This window comes from Shewanella yunxiaonensis (assembly GCF_018223345.1).
In the GTDB taxonomy this organism is placed as follows: Bacteria; Pseudomonadota; Gammaproteobacteria; order Enterobacterales; family Shewanellaceae; genus Shewanella; species Shewanella yunxiaonensis.
Genome location: NZ_CP073587.1, coordinates 1,595,961 through 1,615,952, shown reverse-complemented (window position 1 = coordinate 1,615,952; position 19,992 = coordinate 1,595,961). Strand labels below are relative to the sequence as shown.

Genomic DNA, 19,992 nt, shown 5'->3' with positions numbered 1-19,992 from the left:
CCTATGGTTGCTTGTTGGCTTACGGCGGTTACTCTACGTCGACCTTCGTGTCCCATAGCAGCAACAATGTACAAAATCTGGGGTTAGATCCCCTGTTCTACGGAAAATTTGACCCCGGCACATTGGTTTATGCATTTTTGCATAACTCTTTATAACCAATGAGTTAAATGATCTTTTTAAACGATATTTGTTGAAAGACTGAGGTTATGTGAGTTGTCCTGCATAACCGATGAAAAAGGCTGCCAATCGACGTCTGTGACGCTTAAGGTAAACAGGATTTTTAACATGGAGTGCGGTGGTAAACATGTCAAAGTTATTGAGGCAATGGCCCCAAAGTGTCTGGCTGGCGCTGGCAATATTCACCACCTTTGCTCAAGCTGCACCGCAGATCACGCTAAATGTTCACAGCAATACGCCGCCGTTTGAGTGGCAAAATGAGACGGGTGAAGAAAGCGGCTTTAACGTGGAACTGGCGCAATATATCGCGACACAACTGCATTACGGTATGCAGGTCAAACGTCAGACCTTAAAACAGTCTCTGCACTCGGTGATGAGCGAGCGCTGGCAATTGGCTGTCATCGCCGTACCGGCTGGTCGTAAAGTTGATATCAACACCGCGCTGCCATTGTTACCCACCTATGTCAGTGCCTACAACCGCCGAGGTGAAGGTAACGCGGATAGCTGGGAAGCGCTTAAAGGCAAGCGGGTAGCGATTAAACAGGCATCGTCGGTTGCGATGTTTCTGTCACAATCGCCGCAAGATTTTATCACTGTCCCCGTGGTCAATAATGAACAGGGGTTTGAATTGCTGACGGAAGGGAAAGTGGATTATGTGGTGTCAGAATTTTATTGTTCACGACGGATGCTTAGTAAATTTCCGATAGCAAAAACTGCCGGAAAACCACTGCTTTATAGTCAGTTTTATCTGATCATGTCCAATAAAGATCCAGAGTTCGTTGCCGCGGTAAACAGCGTCGTTAAGCATAGCTATGACAATGGCTATTTTGATGATTTATTGAATAAATGGGTCGGATTCGGCAAAGAAAAAATCGAACTGGGTCAGGTGCGTAGTGACTTTTTTCAGGGCGCTCTCATCACTGCGATTATCTCCAGCATGGGCATGCTTATCACCTTATATATCAGTCTGGTGTTAAGACAGAAAACCAAGTCATTACGGCGAGAACTGGCAAATCGCCGCAAAGCCGAAGCCGAAATCAAACGAGTATCAGCACAGTTTCATTCCGTACTCGATGGCCTGCCCCACGGCGTTTGCCTGCTGGCGCGTGACCAGCATCTTATCTGGCACAATGGCAAATATCCCTGGGTATTAGAACCATCACAATTAATGCAGGCGCAACCAGCGATGGTATTAACCCAACTGGTGGATAATACCTTCAGCGCAGATGAATCCCAGAGCAGTGAATTTATGCTCGACAATAAGCGCTGGAAGCTGGAACTCCACCGCATTTCAACTGAAATGCTGGTGCTGTTTATTGAAGATTGCACCGAGCAATATGCGCTTAAGCAGACCACCGAATTATCTGCGCGGCTGGCATCTCTGGGAGAACTCTCGGCGGGCATCGCCCATGAAATTAATAATCCGGTCGGACTGATCACCCAATCGGTCACGTTGATGCGAGATCTGTTGGAAGATCTGCGCATGAGTCATGCAGATACGGCAACACCTGCAAGAACAATCGATACCCTCATCGCAGAGCTGGATTACAGTTGCGAGTCGGTCGACGATGCCGCTGGTCGCATCGGCCGCATTGTGCGCGATCTGAAAAACTTCTCCAGACCAGGACTGGAGATGCATCCCAAAGCGGTGAACCTTAATAAGGTCGTAGAAACGGCACTGCGTCTGACGCACAACAACGTAAAGCGGATGCAGCTACAACTGGAACTTGACCACGGACTCCCTACTGTTGAAGGCGACGAACTGCAACTACAACTGGTGTTGGTCAACTTCATTCAAAATGCTTGCTTAGCAATGGATAAACCCGAGTCGTTACTGAAAATCAGCACCGGTATCGAAAACGGCAATATCTTTGTCGCTGTTGCTGATAATGGCTGTGGCATGGACCCTCAAACGCTTAACCGGATCCGGGAGCCCTTTTTCACCACCCGTCGCAATCAGGGTGGCACCGGACTTGGCCTATCCACCAGTAACAAAATCCTTGCCGAACATCAGGCACAGTGGCTTATCCGCTCACATCCTGGCACCGGTACCGAAATGAAAGTGCTGTTCAGGAGTATTTGATGAAACTGTCGCGCAATATCTTAGTGATTGATGATGAAACTCGTTGGCTACGTACCATCGCTATGGTACTCAACCGTCATATTCCGGAAGCCAGCACCCATACCTGTGAAAACAGTCGCCAAGCGCTGCAGTTGATCCGAGATTTGGAGATCGCGTTGGTGTTACTGGACCTCAACATGCCTTATCTTGATGGTCGCCAGTTGCTACGAGATATTCGGGAACACTCGCCTTATGTACGCGTTATTGTGGTTACCGGCCTCAATGAAACCGAAGTTGCCGTGGAGTGTATGAAACAAGGCGCCTACGATTTTGTTGCCAAAACCAGCTCTACGGATCAACTGTTGCTCTGTGTACGTCGCGCCATGGAAGTAATCACCCTGGAACGCAGTTATCACCGGATCAAAGATGGTTTTTTTAATCGCCGCAACCTTGCCGCCTTCAGCGAAATCTTAACCACCGATGTCAAAATGCATGACTGCTTTACCTATGCGGCCACCCTTGGCGATAGTCATGAACCGATATTACTGGAAGGAGAAACTGGCACCGGCAAACGCTTATTTGCCAAAGCACTGCATCGAATGTTGTGTCCTGAAGAACCATATCTGGAACTGTCATTATCAGCGTTGACAGCGGCGGAGTTCGAACAACGCTTATTCGGAGATGCCAGCCAACCGGGATTATTGCAGGTCACAGGCCACGGCTTACTGTTTTTAACGCAATTGGACGATGCCAGCCCACAAATTCAGACAATGCTGACCAGACTGTGCCAATTGAAACGCTATTTCCCTGGTGGCTCACTTCGGGAAAAAGCACTGGAATGTCGGATAGTGCTAAGTAGTCATTTGTCACTGGAGCAACTGGAGCAGCAGGCGTTTTCCCAAGGACTGATTTATGCCTTGCAGCCACAGCGAATTAAGCTGCCACCGCTGCGCGAACGGCAATCTGACATTGGATTACTCCTACAACATTTCATCGAGCAAGCTTGTCACGCGCAAGCAATTGAGTATCTAGCATTACCCATAGAAGTGGCACAACGGCTGGAAAGTTACCCATTCCCTGGCAATATCACCGAACTCAAATCATTGGTTTTCAGCGCGGTCAATGCCAGCAACCACAATGAGTTAGCATTGGCACCGTTTTTTGCGGTTCTGGAGCGACAGCCTCGCACCACGCACATACAACGAATTCGCTTTCCTGAAAAGTTGCCCACCATCAGTGAGACCACGCAACAACTGGTACATGAAGCACTGGTGCGCACCAATAACAACCAAAGTGCCGCCGCTAAACTGCTGGGGATCACTCAAAGCGCATTAAGCCGTCGGCTGAGTAAATCCGAGGATTAATCTACACGCTATGAGAACTTATGTGGCGTTGCTTTAATAAGTTGTTTTAATAAACTGTATGTCCTATTGGTGCAGCAATATGCGCCAGCACAAATAGAAAAGGACTGTATCTACAGTCCTTTTTCTTGCCGTGTTTATGACGTTATTTAGACCTTAAAGCCAGCAACAGTATCCTGCAGCTCATGCCCTAATTTTGCCAATTCCACACTTGCCGATACGGTTTGTTCATTCGCAGCCGCCGCCTGTTCAGCTTCATCCCTGACACTGATGATATTGCGATTAATATCTTCAGCCACCGTCGTTTGTTCTTCGGCGGCGGTCGCAATCTGTTGATCCATATCCCGGATATTACCGGTTAATTGAGAAATGGTATTCAGTGCGACATTTACTTCGCCAATCAAATCCACCAGTTCCTTAGTGGCGTCGTAACTCTCTTTTACTTGGCTAGAGGCTTGCCCCGCGGTTGACTGTAATTTCTCAATCAGACGCTCGATTTCATTAGTAGATTCGTGCGTCCGCTGTGCCAGATTACGTACCTCATCAGCGACTACCGCAAAACCGCGTCCCGATTCCCCGGCTCTGGCGGCTTCGATTGCAGCATTCAGTGCCAACAAATTTGTTTGTTCGGCAATACCTTTGATCACATCCATGATGCTGCCAATCTGATCACTACTACTTACCAGGCTTTCCATTGCGGTTGATGATTGCGTCATTTTGCTACTCAACTCATCCACTTTCGAAATTGCTGTGACAATCGTCGTGTTAGCCTCACTCACTTGCTTATCCGCATTATGGACTGCAGCAGCCGTCGTCTCAGTATTCCGCGCGACCTCGGCAACAGTTATGGTCATCTGATGCATAGCGGCAGCGACCTGATCGGTTTGCTGCTTTTGATTTTGTGCATTGACACTGGTTTGTTCAGTCACGGCCGAGAGTTCTGAAGCTGACGCTGCGAGTTGTGTAGACGAATGTTTCACGGTGCTAATGATTTCGCGTAAATTTTTCGTCATGGAGCCAAATGCCACCAATAACTGACCGATTTCATCCTTGCGCATACTATGCACGTCAGAGGTTAAATCACCGGAGCCTATTTGCTGCGCGGTATGCAACACAGATTTCAGTGGCACCACAATACTGCTACTTATCGTTAAGGTCGCGATAATACCTACAATAATGGTGATGACAGCAGCAGCGACTACTAATGTATATGCCGTATCGGTTGTTTGCGTTCTCTTGTTGTCCTGCAATAACCGCAACTCCTTAGCTTGGCTCGCAATGCTACCCGCAACCTCAATCAATTGATCGCTGAGTTGCGCCAATTCGGAATTAAGTTTGATAACAGTAACAACATCGTCCAGATACACGTGCAAATTCTGCCCAATATTTTGTAGCCGCGAGATGTCATTGGCAGAGCTCAGACGATTCAATAGCTGCGACTGTTGCGTATCAAACTTATCGACTAAAGAATGCACATCATCTAAATTTGTTTCACCGGATAACAGTTCCTGAATGTACAGATGAGCTTCATAAAATGTGGCTTCGAGTTCAACAATGGCTTGTTGATTAGCCAGTGTTACTTCCTGGGAATAATCATTAACAAACGTTTCCATTTTTACTGTGGCATCATTGATTGACCTATGCTGCATGTCTTTCGTTTGTCTGACGTTTTCAGCAGCATCTTGAACCTTGCCAAAAATATCGGTGTAGTTATTAATATAACCCTCAATTTTCTGCAGCAATGTAGTTTCTTGCTGGTCAGCATCAGCTTCTAAATTATTTTTACTGAATTCTAAAGCGTTGCTCAGTGCGTCAATCGCTTTGGCGGCATCTTTTTCATCATAGCCAGCCATGTATTCTCGCCGGGCATTTCCTGCTTGAGTAATATAACTGTTAAAGTTATCAACGCGTTGTTGTTTATCAACGGTGGTAGCAATTTTATGCAATGCTGTTAGTGCAATAATCCCAAGCACTAATGCCATTACAATGACTGTTGAAAAGCCCACTGCGAGTTTATTTTTAACGCTCCAGTTTTGCACTTATTTATCTCCGAACACTAATATTCTTAATGACTATCTTCGCAACTATCCATGTAAAAATAAGCGTCGAATTTTAATGAGAAATATTTTTTATATTTTTGCGTTAGAACAAGTTATGTGTGAAATCTGCCACAGTTAACAGTGTTTTATTTTTGGAACAAATTAAATCCAAAAAATTAGCTGATTAATTTTCATTAAATGAAAATCCCTTATTTAAATTTTCTTAAGATATGCTTAAGCCAATGATTTATTGCGTAAATAATTAGTTTTATCAGTTAATCAGTATAAAAATCCAAATGTAACTTAGATGTGACTCACACTTACCTTATGTGGGTACCGGTATTATTTCCTCTCTCATATAACCATAACAAAACTTTATGCTGATTTACGGGGACGAACGATGTTTAACGACTGGAGTGTAAAAATTAAGCTAAGTGTCGGCTTTGGTGCTGTTTTATTACTCACTTTAATTGTCGGTACTATCGGCTTGTTGGTGATTGGCCAAATTGAATCGCAATCTGAAATTCAGCGGCATGTGGTGACCTTCAATAATGATATAGGCCAGCTTTCACGTAGCCGAATTGATTATCTCAAAGACTTTAATGACCAAGATACCGTGCAAATTACAACACAATTAAAAGCGGCGCAGGAGCTCATCAGCCGCAATTTACAACATGCGCGTGATGACAAAAGCATTCAACGACTCACATTGATCACCCAGCAGCTTGCTGAATATTCAGATCTGTTCCGGACATTGAAACAGTCGGTAACCATCAGAGTAAATGCCGAAAACCAATTGCTGCAGCAGATCAGTCATACCACCTCGCTGCTGCAGACACTTAGCGCGTCCTTCAGTGACCGTGATGAAAAAATGCAACAGCTAACCGTCAAGCTAGACAAAAACTTTTATCAAGCAAGGTTTATTGTAATGTCGCTGCTGCGCGGAGATAGCAACCTCAACCAATTGCAAAACACTACGGTAGAGTTTGCCGCAATCGTCAAGCAACTGCGTCAGCTACCGCTGAATGCCACACAGCAGCAACTACTCAGTGACATCGATGAAGGTTTTCAAAGCTACATCAAAATTGGCGAAAAAATCCCGGCATTACAGGCAGCATTAGACAAAGACAGTGATACCCTCGAACATCAGGAACAAACACTGATCACCGATGCAAACGACGAGAATGCGGCTCACGCGCTTCTTCAGCAACAGATCACCCAGTCAGCCTATTATTACGTTACCATTGCGACGGTCGCGGCGTTGTTGGTGGGCATTGTTGCTACGCTGGTCATCAACAAAGGCATCAACCAACCGTTACAACAGGTGTTAACGATTGCACAGCGCATTGGTAATGGTGACCTTACTCATCAGGCGGCCATTACTCGCAAGGATGAAATGGGGCAACTGATGCAGGCAATCGCGTCGATGAGTCAAAGCTTACGGCAACTCATCACGCAGATAAAAGAAAGTGCAGTTCAGCTGGCATCATCTGCTACCGAATTATCTGCAGTTACTGAACAAACCAGCATTGGCGCGCAGCAACAAAAGCAAGAAACCGATCAAGTTGCCACCGCTATCAATGAAATGTCCCTGACAGTTGCCGAAGTTGCCCGTAACGCCGAACAATCGGCCAATGCCGTGGAACAGACTGACCAACAGACGGCTGCTGCCAATAGGGAACTGGAACAGACGATTACCGAGACCACCCTACTGAGTGAAAAAATGCAGCACTCTGCTGAGGCGATGCACAATGTGGTTAGCAGCAGTGAACACATTGGCAGCATTATGGATGTGATCAAAAGCATTGCCGAACAAACCAATCTGTTGGCACTGAATGCCGCGATTGAAGCCGCCCGAGCGGGGGAATCGGGTCGCGGATTTGCGGTAGTCGCTGATGAAGTGCGCAATCTGGCACAGCGTACCCATGCTTCTACCTCAGAAATTGAATCTCTTATCAAAGAGTTACAACAAGGCGCTAAACAAGCAGCGACTCACGTAAATGATAGCCATGAAACGACACAAGACGTGGTAAAAAAAGTCGGCCTGGTCGGTGACGCCTTACATACCATTACCGAACTGACTCACCACATTCGGGATATGGGCCAGCAAATTGCTACTGCATCCGAAGAGCAAACTACAGTAGCTGAAGAGATTAACCACAATGTATTACGAGTTCGCGACGCCGCCGATCAAGCTGCGGCAGCCAGTGAACAAACGGTTGCCGCCAGCACTGAACTGGCACGTTTAAGTAATGATCTCCAAGGCATGGTAGCAGGCTTTACTGTGTAATTTTTTGAAAATGGCTGAAGGACTTTCACACCTAGTCCTTCAGCATGACCATCTGTTTTGCTGCACACTAAATAATCAACAGTCAAGCTTCTTTGGCTACTTTTTCCGGTAAACTAGCTGCCATAAGTCGCTTTTCTCTCTATCGCACCAGCGGCCTATCGGCAACTTCGTTATTTGACGTATTTTTGCACACAGGATTGATGTATGACGTTACTTTGGGGAATCACCATTCTCTGGGCTTTTTCATTTTCACTAATTGGCGCTTACCTGTCGGGTCAGGTTGATGACTACATTGCCGTTACATCGCGGATGCTGCTGGCATTGATAATTTTTCTGCCATTCTGGCGTCCGATAGCCTGGCGCAAAGCCTTGGTGATGATGGCAACTGGCGCGATTGAAATCGGTTTGACGTACCTGTTTCTTTACCATAGTTATCATTATCTGAGTGTTCCGGAACTATTGCTATTTACTATTTTCACGCCGATTTATGTCAGTCTTTTTGCCGACTTGTTTGCCAGGCGCTGGCCAAAACAGTTGTGGGCTCCGGCAATACTGGCGGTGGCGGGAGCTGCAATGATCCGTTGGACAGACTTGAGCGAAAACTACTGGAAGGGCTTTGCCTTGATACAGGCTGCAAATGCCTGTTTTGCCTTCGGGCAGGTGTGGTATCGCCACCAGAGTCAGCATAATCCGCTACCGCATCGTACTCGTTTTGCCTGGTTTTTTATGGGTGCCACATTGATTACCGGATCAGCAATGTTAGCGCTTGCCGATTGGCACAAATTACCCGTAACACCTTTGCAGCAAGGCGTTTTACTGTGGTTAGGTGTGGTAACGTCGGGACTCGGTTATCTGGGGTGGAGTTATGGTTCTACTAAAGTGAACGCTCAACAGTTAGCCGTGATGAACAACATGCTGATCCCGGCAGGGATCCTGGTCAACGTCGTGTTCTGGCAGGGTCAAATTCATGATTGGCCACGATTAGCGCTCGGTTGCGTCTGTATGCTGTTGGCATTATGGCTTTGCCGGCAACCAACGACCACAACGGCGCCACAGAGAACTAAATAAAACTTTCGACACGGTTGCGGCCGTTATTTTTTGCCCGATAAAGTGCATCATCGGCCGCATTCAGCAATTGCCAGGACTCTTCCACATCATCGGAGCAGGCTAAACCGATACTCACAGTGAGTTTCAAGCCTTCGGCAATACTACTGCAATCCATGGATTCTACCGCCATCCGCAATCGCTCACAGACTTGGATCGCCTGTTGACTGGTCGTTGTTGGCAGCAACAACGAGAACTCCTCCCCCCCCCAACGTGCAGCAATATCGATAGCACGGCAATGCAATTTAAGTTGCGCTGCGAGTTTGACTAACGCTTTATCTCCGACACTGTGTGAAAATTTATCGTTGATCCATTTGAAATGGTCAATATCGATAAAGGCCAGTGTTAATGGTTGCTGCAGACGCTTCGCGCGGGCATATTCTTGCGCCAAATGTTCATCGAACGCCCGACGGTTTGCCAGGCCGGTAAGTGAGTCCTGTTTGGCCTGGATCTCTAACGCTAAGGCTTGCTGCTGCAGTTTGTCCAACAGTACTGATTTTTCCTGATTGGCGGTTTCCAGGTTGTGTGTTTGCTGTTGTAACTCTGCCGTCTTACGAGCCACTTGTTGCAATAGGTATTGCTCTGAACGTCGCAGGCTCGCAGTGCGCCAATAGGTAAAGCCAACAATCACCAGAACCGTCGCGGCGAGCGCAATATATTTGGCTAACAGGGTTTGCCACCAGAACGGTAATTTAATAATGGTTAACTGTGCTGACGGACTCCAACGTCCGCCAGGATTAGCAGATTGAATATCCAATTGATATGTGCCGGGAGCCAGGTTGGTGTATTCCACCTGATTCAGCCCCGTTTTATCGCGCCAATCCTGATCAAAGCCATCGAGTTTAGTACGATAGCGCAAGCGAGTGGGCATAATAAAACTGAGGCCAGCATAGTTGATTTCCACGCGCTGTGCGGCGGCGGGTAAGGTCAGATTGTTGGTTAATGACTGCTCTTGGCCATCCATCGAAATCCGCTCAACCACGACCTGAGGCGTATGCTCCGCAAATTGCTGCAATCGCTGCGGGCGCACAGACGTCGCCCCCATTGCCGTCGCAATCCACACCGTACCTTCAGGGGTCTTGACCATGGTCGGGTTAGAGCCGCCGTTTGCCTGGGCACTCAACATCCCGTCGCTTTCGCCATAAAGCACGGTACTTAACGTTGACATTCTGCCATCGGCCACCGCATTGGCATCTGCTTCACTAAAACGCAAAATGCCGCGATTGCTGGTAAGCCAGACATTGCCATAATCATCAATAACTAACTGAAAAAATTTATCAAATGGCAATCCGTTACGACGACCGATAAGCACAGTTTCATCAGTATCCAGATTATGACGAAGTAACCCTCTGTCAGTGGCAACCCAAAGTAACCGCTTTTTTTCTTGTGGGAACATGCCAAAAGCATATTCTGCCACATCAAACTGATGAATCGGCATCACCGAAAATTTGCCGTTTTGATAAATGGCAATGCCGGTGCCCGTTCCTATCCACATTTTGTTGTCACAACGCAACAATTCGACGATAAAGTTACCGGGCAATCCATCTTGCGTGGTGAGGTTGTCTACTGAGCCATCATGCCAATGTGCTAACCCTTGCGCGGTACCAATCCAGATACTGCCATCAGGATCCTGCAGTAGCGCCCTGACCTCATTTGAAATCAATCCGGAATCACGATCGACCAGTAACTTCGTCTGACCGTTATCGTAGATGAATACCCCGGCGGTGTAGGTTCCTATCAGTAAGCGACCATCAGCCATCTGCGCTAGGCTGAGTATCGATTCGCCGGGTAAGACTATCTCCGTCACAAAGCCCTTTGCCCGCGAATAGCGACTTAACCCACGAGAACTACCAATCCAGATATCGCCATTGGGTTCACTAAGCAAGGCGCGCACGTAATTACCCGCCAGTCCTTGTTCGGTAGTAATGGTAGAGAATGGCGCATCCCGCAAACGAAACAAGCCACCATTGGTACCAATCCAGATACTTTGTTCTTTATCTTCAAAGAGATCTAATACCCGGTTACTGGGCATACCATGACTCGCATCCAAATGCTCCAGACCATAGGCTTTACTTAGACGAAAAATGCCTTGCTGGACAGTTCCCATCCATAAACTGCCTTGATGATCCAACATCAATTGTGACACGGCGACGTTAGTCAAATCGGGATGTAATGGAATGACCTTATCGCCAACCAGCCGGCTAACACCGTTTTCGCTGGCAATAATTAGCCCGTCATGGGTTTTTAGCAAATCAAACACCGGGACTTTATGCAACGCAGCTACGGGTGATAGTTGCCCATGCTGCCATAACACCATACCAGCAGCAGTGCCAATCCACAGGCCACCGTCAGCCGCGTTGGCAAAGCTATAAATAGTATTGCTGGGTAAACCTTGCACCGTGGTCCATTGTTGGCGTACACCTTGTGGATCCTGGCGAAATAGACCGCCGCCTTCGGTACCAATCCAGATATTGTTTTTGTCATCAACCCAAAGGACGTTAATCAAAACACCAACAGGAGCAAATGGCGTCCATTTGCCATCTTTTACCGAGGTTAAACCACCTCTGGCCCCACCAATGATCAAGCGACCAGAGTTGTCCAGAAATGAGGCCCGGGTGCCAACATCGGGTAAACCAGTGATGCTGTCGCGGCCAAACATTTTGAAGTCTTTGCCGTTAAAACGAGCAACCCCTTCCCAACTACTCAGCCATAAATAACCTTCAGGGGTCTGGTCTATACTGTTGATAGTGTTGTGAGGTAAGCCCTGGCGAGTCGTCCAGGTTTCTTTGAAATAGCGATTTAATGGGGCGATATTACCTACATCGGCAGCTTCCACTGAGGACGTAAATATTTCTGAAATCAAGATGAGTGCAACGAACACCAGCAAACGGGTCCAATACGTCATTGACAGTATTACCTACCTCGATAGTTGAGTGAATCCATTCACAACTTTACGGCTGCTATTAACAATACCTTTATTCATGCCGTAATCATAGACAAATCACTTGTCATTCAACATGATATTTTACTTACTATAAACGAACTTAAGGTTATCACCGCCACCAATGATAACCTTTTTTTAACAAAATGTGTGTATTTCTATTTATGGTTACTTAATCCAAGCAGGGATGAAGAAATAAATGAATGCCCCGAACAGATCCATAAACAGGAAAGAAAAAAACAAAATGTTGTTCAACTGACGGCCTTTCAGCGGAGCGCCTTTGGACCATTTGGGGCTAAAAGTGAAGTCTGGATGTAATGTTCGCAACAATGGCAGGTTTGCATCGCGGATCACTTCATCACGCCGCATCATCAACAACAAAATGATGGTTACGAAAGCGCATAAACACAATACAAAACCAGAATTGTGTGGATCGGCCTTCAAAGCATATGAACCACCTATCGCTGCTGTCTGAATCGCAATTAACCATTGCACCCGATTCCACATCACGCCATCCAGATGGGTGAAATGTTGCATCATAATTCCCAGTGTATCCGTGTCAGGTCTTAGTTGCTTTTTGGGTTCTTCTGCCATATTTTCGCCTATCAAAATGTTCATCATGGGTTGCGTTGTCGCAGCAACAGACTCGCCTGTAAATAGTCACTATCGAAGACAACAGCGATGTAACATTGTATCCAACTCTTGTTATCACGGAAGACTGCAAAGCAGAAAATTTATGATAAATCACAACTGCTTGTTGATTTTTTGAGGTAGTCGGATGCTTTAGCTAAACGCGCCGTGAAATAACCTTTTTATCTCCCTTTAGCATTTATTGCTAACCCACAATTTATTTCAGTAAAGCCAGCTTTTTACGCTAAATATCTCCGTCTATATCCGGCGATGCATCATCCTTTCTCATGCCACCTAAGCGCAAATACTTATCCAGTCTCCCAACATCGACACAAACCCAAAGCTGTTAACTATTCAGGCTGCTTCTCGAACTGTTTCACACCTGCAGGAATTTGGAACCAATCCTGCTTTTCACTCACCCAAGAGTGGACGGTGGGTTGGATAACCCGGGTATCATCGAGATTTGCCGGCTTCAGTTTGATCAGTTCCGGATGCGCTAAATTAAAATGGTATATGCGGTTGCCGCAATTGGGACAAAACATACCAGCGTTGATGTTGCCACTATCGGCTGTTCGATCCCAACGCTTCATTTCTCCATGAAAGACCACATCCTTGGCATCCACCATGGCGGTGATGCTAAATGCGCTTGTGGATAGCTTCTGGCACTGTTTACAGTGGCAGGCAACCACTTTTTTAGGAGCAGCCAAAAGTTCATAGGTAACGTTACCGCACTGGCAGCTGCCGTGAATGGGGTATTGGATTTCGCTCATAAACACTCCTTTTATCGATTCCAAAAAAACACCCGCCGGATGGCGGGTGTTTAGACCGTTCGGATGGAAAATTACTCTACCAGACCACGGCGTTTCAGCAAGGCGTCGATTGTTGGCTTTTGACCACGGAAATTGATGTAATCCTGCATCAAATCCTGGCTGTTGCCTTTAGACAGTACGTTTTCACGGAATTTATCGCCGTTGGCACGAGTCAGGCCACCATTATCTTTCATGTAAGTGAAAGCGTCTGCCGCAAATACTTCAGTCCACAGATAAGCGTAATAGCCGGCAGAGTAACCACCTGCGAATGCATGGCTAAAGTAGCATGAACGATAACGCGGCATGATTGGCGCATAGTAAATACCATGTTTTTCCAGCGACGCTTTTTCAAACGCATTCACGTCGGTGATCTTGGTACCGGCTTTAATAGAATGCCAATCCATATCCAGCAATGCTGCGCCCAAATATTCCACAGTGTTGAAACCCTGATTAAAGGTTGCAGCGTCGCGGATCTTCTTCAGCAAATCAGCCGGGATCGGCTCACCAGTCTTGTAGTTCTTCGCGTAGTTTGCCAAAACTTCAGGATTGATAGCCCAGTCTTCGTTAAATTGTGAAGGGAATTCCACGAAGTCACGCGCGGTGGAAGTACCGGCCAGGCTAGGATATTTCACTTTTGAGAAGATGCCATGTGCTGCATGACCAAATTCGTGGAACATAGTCACGACTTCATCAAAGGTTAACAGTGTCGGCTGACCAGCGGCTGGTTTTGGAATATTGAGGGCGTTATAAACCACAGGTTTGCCATCCAACAGGTAATTTTGGGTGACAATCTCATCCATCCAGGCGCCACCATTCTTGCCTACACGGGCATATGGGTCCAGATAGAACAATGCCAGAGGACTACCGTCCTTATCAAATACCTGCCAGACCTTCACATCTTCCTGCCATACTGGCAGATCAGTACGAGGTTTAAAGGTAATGCCATAGAGCTTATTCATCGCGAAGAACAAGCCGTCATTCAGCACCCGGTTAAATTCAAAGTAAGGTTTGATTTGAGCTTCATCCAGATCGTATTTAGCCTTACGTACTTTCTCTGCGTAGTAGTTCCAATCCCACGGCTTCAGTTCAAAATTACCGCCTTCGGCTTTGATCTCTTGCTGAATGTCTGCGGCTTCTTTCTTGGCCTTATCAACGGCTTTCGGTGCCAGGTTATCCAGCATACTGAATACGGCAGCAGGTTTACCGGCCATCTGATTAGCCAGCACATAATCGGCCCAAGTGTCATAGCCTAACAACTTCGCCTTTTCAGCTCGCAGTTCGGCCAGCTTCAACACGATTGGGCCGTTAGTGCTTTGAGCGCGGTTAGCAGAGGTTTCCCAGATTTTCTGACGCAGCTCGCGGTTATCCAGATGCATCAACAGTGGCTGACGAGTAGTGTTCACCAACGAGATCAGATAGCCTTCTTTACCGGCCTTCTTAGCCGCGGCGGCCAATCCGTCGATTTCATCATCGCTCAGACCTTTCAGCTCAGCTTTATCTGTCACCAGGATAGTGTCATCTTTAAATGACTTCAGAATATTCTGGGAAAATTCAGTTGCCAGCTTGGACAATTGACCGTTCAAATCACGTAACTGCGCTTTATCCTGGTCATTCAGTTGCGCACCGGCACGGACGAAGTCATCGTAATAGTGCTGCACCAGACGCTGATCGACTTTATCAGTGAGCTTATCTTTGGCTTCGTAAACGGCTTTTACGCGCGCAAACAGCTTAGGATCCATGTAAATATTATCGGAGTGCTCAGTTAGCATTGGCATAACCTGCTCTTCGATCTTTTGCACTTCATCGTCGGCCAGCAAACCAGAGTACTGGAAAAACGCCCGGGATGTACGGTCAAGAATGGCACCGGTTTTTTCCATCGCAACGATAGTGTTTGCAAATGTCGGGGCTTCAGGATTGTTCTCAATAGCAGCGATTTCATCGCTATGCTCTTTGATACCAGCCTTGAATGCCGGAATAAAATCCGCTTTGGTGATCAGGTCGTATTGTGGGGCCTGGAAAGTCAGCGGACTGGGTTTTAACAACACATTTCCCACTTCCTTTTTATCCTTTTGAGTATCTTTTGCTGCACCAGAAATTTGGCTTGCCTGTGCTGCTAGCTGCTTAACTGCTTCAGAAGCATTCGGTTTGGTTTCTGCGGTTTTCTGTTCACCACAGGCACTGAGAACCAGCGCTGCACCAATAGCAGTAGCGATAAATGTTTTATGCATTGTGACTCCGTTTTTCTTAATGCTGTCGCCTAGTTATGATTATTAAGCTTCACTCGTTGGTGACCGGGTACGACAGCCCAGATTGATTCCCGCACCAACCTTATCAAGTTTTGCCAAGTGGTAACAATCTCTGAACTGTAAGAATTTACAGCCACACGCAACCTCAGCACTTAAATCAGCCGTTCGCAGAGGCTTGTGTCAAAAGTCGATACCGAAACAGATGAAAATATTACTACCGTTAAAATTTCAGTACTGTTATGAAGTGCTTGTCAGGTTCTGTTACAAAAATATCAGCATAAAAATTGCTGCAACTGCTCATCGACACTACCGTTAACGTTATTCGAACGGCACACTATAACAATCCTTAAAGGCCGAAAATGTTGGCCCAGACCAAATTACCAATATCAAACATGTATAAAAAATCGCTTTTGACCACAGCACTTGCCATCATGCTGGTGGCCTGTGCGCAACAAACTGCCCAGACACCCGCGACTGTCAATCTTCGGATATTGGAAACCTCTGATCTGCACGCCAATATCATGGATTACAACTACTACACGGGAAATGACGACCCAACCATTGGCCTGGCTCGGACGGCCAGCCTTATTGAGGCAGCGCGACAGAGCGCGATCAATGCGGTGCTGGTTGATAATGGCGACCTACTCCAAGGCAGCCCTATGGGTGATTACATGGCACATACCGGATTACAGCCAGGTCAAGTACACCCTGTCTATAAGGCCATGAATCTGCTGGATTACACTGTGGGCAATATCGGCAACCATGAATTCAATTATGGGCTGGATTTCCTGCACCAATCACTCGCTGGCGCACGGTTCCCATACATTAATGCCAATGTCTATTGTGCTGCAGCAACCTGTTGGGATGGCATTAAACAAGGACAGCATCTATTTACCCCTTACATTATCAAGCCGACACCAGTCACTGATACTAATGGTGAGTCGCACACACTCAACATCGGTTATATCGGTTTTGTCCCACCACAAATCCTGCAATGGGACCAACAAAATCTACGCGGAAAAGTGCGCGCCGATAGCATCTTGGAAACGGCTAAACGACTTGTGCCAGAAATGAAAGCCAAAGGTGCTGATATCATTATTGCGATACCCCATTCCGGTATTGGGTCGACGCAAAATCCTGGAGATCCAATGGCTGAAAATGCCGTTTATGCCATTACTCAGGTTCCCGGAGTGAATGCTGTACTGTTCGGACACAGCCACTCCATTTTTCCGAGTCAACGCTACAGTGCGCTGCCCAACGTCGATGTCAACAAGGGACTGATGAATGGCGTACCTGCGGTTATGCCTGGGCGCTGGGGCGACAATATGGGGCAAGTGGATTTCACGCTATCGTTGCAAGATGGGAAATGGAAAGTTCTCAATGCCAGTGCTAAAGCGGTTCCTATTTATGATGGCATTCATAAAAAGCCACTGGTGACAGCAGAAACACGGATCCATCAGGCGGTTGCAGCCGAGGATACTGGCACCAAAGCGTTTATGGAACGACCCATCGGTGCCGCTTCTGCCGATATGTACAGTTTCCTGGCCCAGGTACAGGACGATCCTACCGTGCAAATGGTGGCAAACGCGCAAATCGCTAGGGTGAAGGCTCAATTACCAAAATCGCTGCAAAGCTTACCGGTATTATCAGCATCAGCGCCGTTTAAAGCCGGTGGTCGTCATAGCACCACCAGCGACGCGGATCAGTACATTCAAGTGCCTAAAGGCGTGTTGTCCTACAAAAATGCCGCAGATCTGTATCTGTATCCTAATACCATGGTCGCGGTAAAAGTTACCGGCGCAGAACTAAAGGATTGGTTGGAATGTTCTGCCAACCAATTTAATCAGATTGATCCACAGAGTCCGAAGCCACAACAGCTGATCAATGACGGTCACCCGACCTACAATTTCGACATTATTGATGGCATCAGCTATCGCATTGATGTGACTCAGCCAAGCAAATTTGGTCGCGATTGCCAATTAATCAACCCAGAAGCATCCAGAATTGTCGACCTCAGTTATCAGGATGCGGCGGGCAAGCGATACAGCGGTGATGCGTTTGCGCACCAGCAGTTTATTGTTGCCACTAACAACTATCGGGCATTTGGCGGAAAATTTAGCGGCACGGGTAGCAGTCATGTGGTGATGGAGTTACCGGACAGTAACCGTGAGGCGTTAGTGGCATATATCACCGAAAAGTCACACTTCAATAGTGCCACCGGCAGCTATGATGCAACCGTAGATCCGGCTGCTGACTACAACTGGGACTTTAAAGACATAAAAACCGCTGTGCCGCTTGATATCCGTTTTGAATCGCAGAATAGCCCAAAAGCCGATGCTTTTATCCGTCTGCAACAGCACCGACCAATGACCAAATTAGCGGTGAATGACCTAGGATTTGCTGAGTATCGGATAGATTTAACCGCCACACACTAGCAGCCAATACCTACCCGTCAGCCATGATATTGACTTTATTGCACTGATGAAAAAGGGGCTTCAAAACCCCTTTTCATCACGATCAAGCAGAATAGCGTTGTTGATAATCGTTAGTAGCAAATTCCAGCAACGCTTCCGCACTCTGGATCGGCCCCGTAGCCTTTAACAGTTGCAAACGTCCAGGTTGCGCATAATCGGTGAAATGGACTTCGTCGTCGCCTTCCATTACCACGTAATCACAGCGTTCACTTTCGGCACACCAAATAGTTCTGGCTTGCGCACTGTGTTCACGTAACGACTGTTCTACTTTAAATACAGGTGCCATATTGCTCCCCTTCCAGCAACTTACGATATGCACATTGTAAAAAGTCTTTTGCTTATTGATTAAGCACTGCTTAGTTACAAAAGTCGTTGGTTGCCGGTCAAAAGGAAATTCTGTGAACTAACACATGCCTTACTCAGCCAGACAATCGCGTATGCGCGCTGCAATCGCTTCAATTTCTGTCTTATCACCACTGATTTCTGCATGGGGTTTTAAGCCTTTCAGAGGACCGGGAATGATATGAAAATGCACGTGAGGAACACTCTGTCCAGCGTAACTACCATTGTGTTGCACCAAAGTACTGCCCTCAACTGCCATCGCAGTTTGCAACGCCTTACCTACTTTTTTAATGGTCTGCATACAGGATAACAGCGCGTCATCGGGCAATTGATACAAAGTGACGGCAGGTGCCTTTGGTAACACCAACAGGTGCCCCGGCATCTGCGGCATAATATCCATAAATGCCAAGGTGTCAGCGTCTTCATATACTTTAATGCAAGGTAACTCACCGCGGATGATGCGCGCGAAGATATTATTGTTGTCGTAATTCAAATCCATCATGGAGTGTCCATTCATTATCAAGGAATGCAGGTTTATCAGATCTTCAGTAGTTTGCCCAGTCTATACAGATCAAATGCTTAAAGGATGTGTCAAAAGTCGGTAAGCTATGCGTAATAACCACGACCACTGTTCGATGTGGTCACAAGTGAGGAAGTTGTAATGGCGGTCATTACCACCGGCGTCCACCCAAACGGACTTGAGTATATCGAAATTGACAGCGAGTTATGCCATGCCAGGGTATTTCTGCAAGGTGCGCAAATAGAAAGTTTTACGCCTAAAGGCAAAGCACCTTTGCTCTGGGTGTCGTCCGCGGATGATTATCAACCCGGTAGCGGCATCCGCGGCGGCATTCCGGTTTGCTGGCCATGGTTTGGACAGCATCCAGATGCAGACTGGCCACAGCATGGCTTTGCCAGAAATCACATGTGGCAGCGATTGAATAGCTCTGTTCAGGATGAAGTCGTCACATTGAGCTTTGTATTGCCACTGACTGATGCGGATCGGGTGTATTGGCCGCACCATACCCGTGTAGAATTGCATTGTCGCTTTAGCCATGAACTTCGCGTCAGCCTGGTCAATATTAATCAGGACCAACATCCGGTGACGCTGACCCAGGCACTACACAGTTATTTCCCTATCGGCGATATCCATCAGCTGGTCGCCAGCGGCTTTAAGGGCGCTCGTTATATTGAGTTCGGTAAAGGTCCGTATGATCAACTGCAGGACAGCGTCAGATTCGATAAAGAAACCGACAGGGTCTACACTGCGCTCGGGAATATACAGACACTACAAACCCCTAACGGCACGATAGTCGTCAAACGTGAACGTAGCCGCTCAGCCATCCTGTGGAATCCCTGGATTGAAAAATCGCGCCGATTATCGCGTTTTCATGATGACGACTACTTGCAGATGGTATGCCTGGAAGCAGCTAACGTGCTGGATGATGCGGTAACGCTGGCCCCCGGAGAACGTCATGTGCTTGCCACTGAGATCAGTTGGCAGGATTAAGCGGTTC

General features: G+C 47.1%; 13 protein-coding genes. 6 read left to right on the top strand and 7 right to left on the bottom strand.

The genetic code is table 11. The annotated features are described in order from the left end of the window. Positions 1–304 precede the first annotated feature (304 nt). Together KDN34_RS07435 and KDN34_RS07430 are read left to right on the top strand one after the other, a co-directional pair. The gene (locus KDN34_RS07435) at positions 305–2,260 is read left to right on the top strand and encodes an ATP-binding protein (protein WP_212596249.1); all 1,956 of its coding nucleotides are present in this window, start codon (positions 305–307) and stop codon (positions 2,258–2,260) included. Then, positions 2,260–3,603: a sigma-54-dependent transcriptional regulator gene (locus KDN34_RS07430; protein ID WP_212596248.1), complete on the top strand. Its 1,344-nt coding sequence runs from the start codon at positions 2,260–2,262 to the stop codon at positions 3,601–3,603. Before KDN34_RS07435 ends, KDN34_RS07430 begins: the two co-directional genes overlap by 1 nt. A gap of 146 nt (positions 3,604–3,749) precedes the next feature. Here KDN34_RS07430 and KDN34_RS07425 read toward each other — a convergent pair whose 3' ends face one another. Then, complete coding sequence (locus KDN34_RS07425; protein WP_212596247.1) at positions 3,750–5,639, bottom strand: methyl-accepting chemotaxis protein; 1,890 nt, start codon at positions 5,637–5,639, stop codon at positions 3,750–3,752. 400 nt (positions 5,640–6,039) lie between these two features. Between KDN34_RS07425 and KDN34_RS07420 the strand changes: the two genes are divergently transcribed. After that, positions 6,040–7,929 (top strand): methyl-accepting chemotaxis protein, encoded by a 1,890-nt coding sequence (locus KDN34_RS07420; protein ID WP_212596246.1) that lies wholly within the window; start codon positions 6,040–6,042, stop codon positions 7,927–7,929. Between the two features lie 204 nt (positions 7,930–8,133). Further along, positions 8,134–8,997 (top strand): EamA family transporter, encoded by an 864-nt coding sequence (locus KDN34_RS07415; RefSeq protein ID WP_212596245.1) that lies wholly within the window; start codon positions 8,134–8,136, stop codon positions 8,995–8,997. Here the strand turns inward: KDN34_RS07415 and KDN34_RS07410 are convergent. From KDN34_RS07410 to KDN34_RS07395, 4 genes are all read right to left on the bottom strand, one after another. After that, entirely contained in the window at positions 8,990–11,938 is a 2,949-nt protein-coding gene (locus KDN34_RS07410; RefSeq protein WP_212596244.1) for a diguanylate cyclase, read from the bottom strand. The two genes, KDN34_RS07415 and KDN34_RS07410, sit on opposite strands and share 8 nt — an antisense overlap. Positions 11,939–12,142: 204 nt before the next feature. Continuing rightward, positions 12,143–12,568, bottom strand: coding sequence for a hypothetical protein (locus KDN34_RS07405; RefSeq protein ID WP_212596243.1), 426 nt, complete (start codon positions 12,566–12,568; stop codon positions 12,143–12,145). Positions 12,569–12,954: 386 nt separating this feature from the next. Continuing rightward, positions 12,955–13,374: a GFA family protein gene (locus KDN34_RS07400; protein WP_212596242.1), complete on the bottom strand. Its 420-nt coding sequence runs from the start codon at positions 13,372–13,374 to the stop codon at positions 12,955–12,957. A gap of 71 nt (positions 13,375–13,445) precedes the next feature. Then, positions 13,446–15,641, bottom strand: coding sequence for a M3 family metallopeptidase (locus tag KDN34_RS07395; protein WP_212596241.1), 2,196 nt, complete (start codon positions 15,639–15,641; stop codon positions 13,446–13,448). 410 nt (positions 15,642–16,051) lie between these two features. On the opposite strand from KDN34_RS07395, the gene KDN34_RS07390 reads away from it, so the two are divergent. Next, positions 16,052–18,094 carry a bifunctional 2',3'-cyclic-nucleotide 2'-phosphodiesterase/3'-nucleotidase gene (locus KDN34_RS07390; protein WP_212596240.1) on the top strand — a complete coding sequence of 681 codons (2,043 nt, stop codon included), beginning with the start codon at positions 16,052–16,054 and terminating at the stop codon, positions 18,092–18,094. Positions 18,095–18,176: 82 nt separating this feature from the next. Here KDN34_RS07390 and KDN34_RS07385 read toward each other — a convergent pair whose 3' ends face one another. Together KDN34_RS07385 and KDN34_RS07380 are read right to left on the bottom strand one after the other, a co-directional pair. Continuing rightward, positions 18,177–18,419 carry a hypothetical protein gene (locus KDN34_RS07385; protein WP_212596239.1) on the bottom strand — a complete coding sequence of 81 codons (243 nt, stop codon included), beginning with the start codon at positions 18,417–18,419 and terminating at the stop codon, positions 18,177–18,179. A gap of 129 nt (positions 18,420–18,548) precedes the next feature. Next, positions 18,549–18,977, bottom strand: coding sequence for an HIT family protein (locus KDN34_RS07380; RefSeq protein ID WP_228730448.1), 429 nt, complete (start codon positions 18,975–18,977; stop codon positions 18,549–18,551). A 159-nt stretch (positions 18,978–19,136) separates the two neighbouring features. Here KDN34_RS07380 and KDN34_RS07375 point away from each other — a divergent pair, with 159 nt between their 5' ends. Further along, on the top strand, positions 19,137–19,985 hold the full coding sequence (locus tag KDN34_RS07375) for a D-hexose-6-phosphate mutarotase (RefSeq protein WP_212596238.1): 849 nt from the start codon (positions 19,137–19,139) through the stop codon (positions 19,983–19,985). Positions 19,986–19,992: the final 7 nt, after the last annotated feature.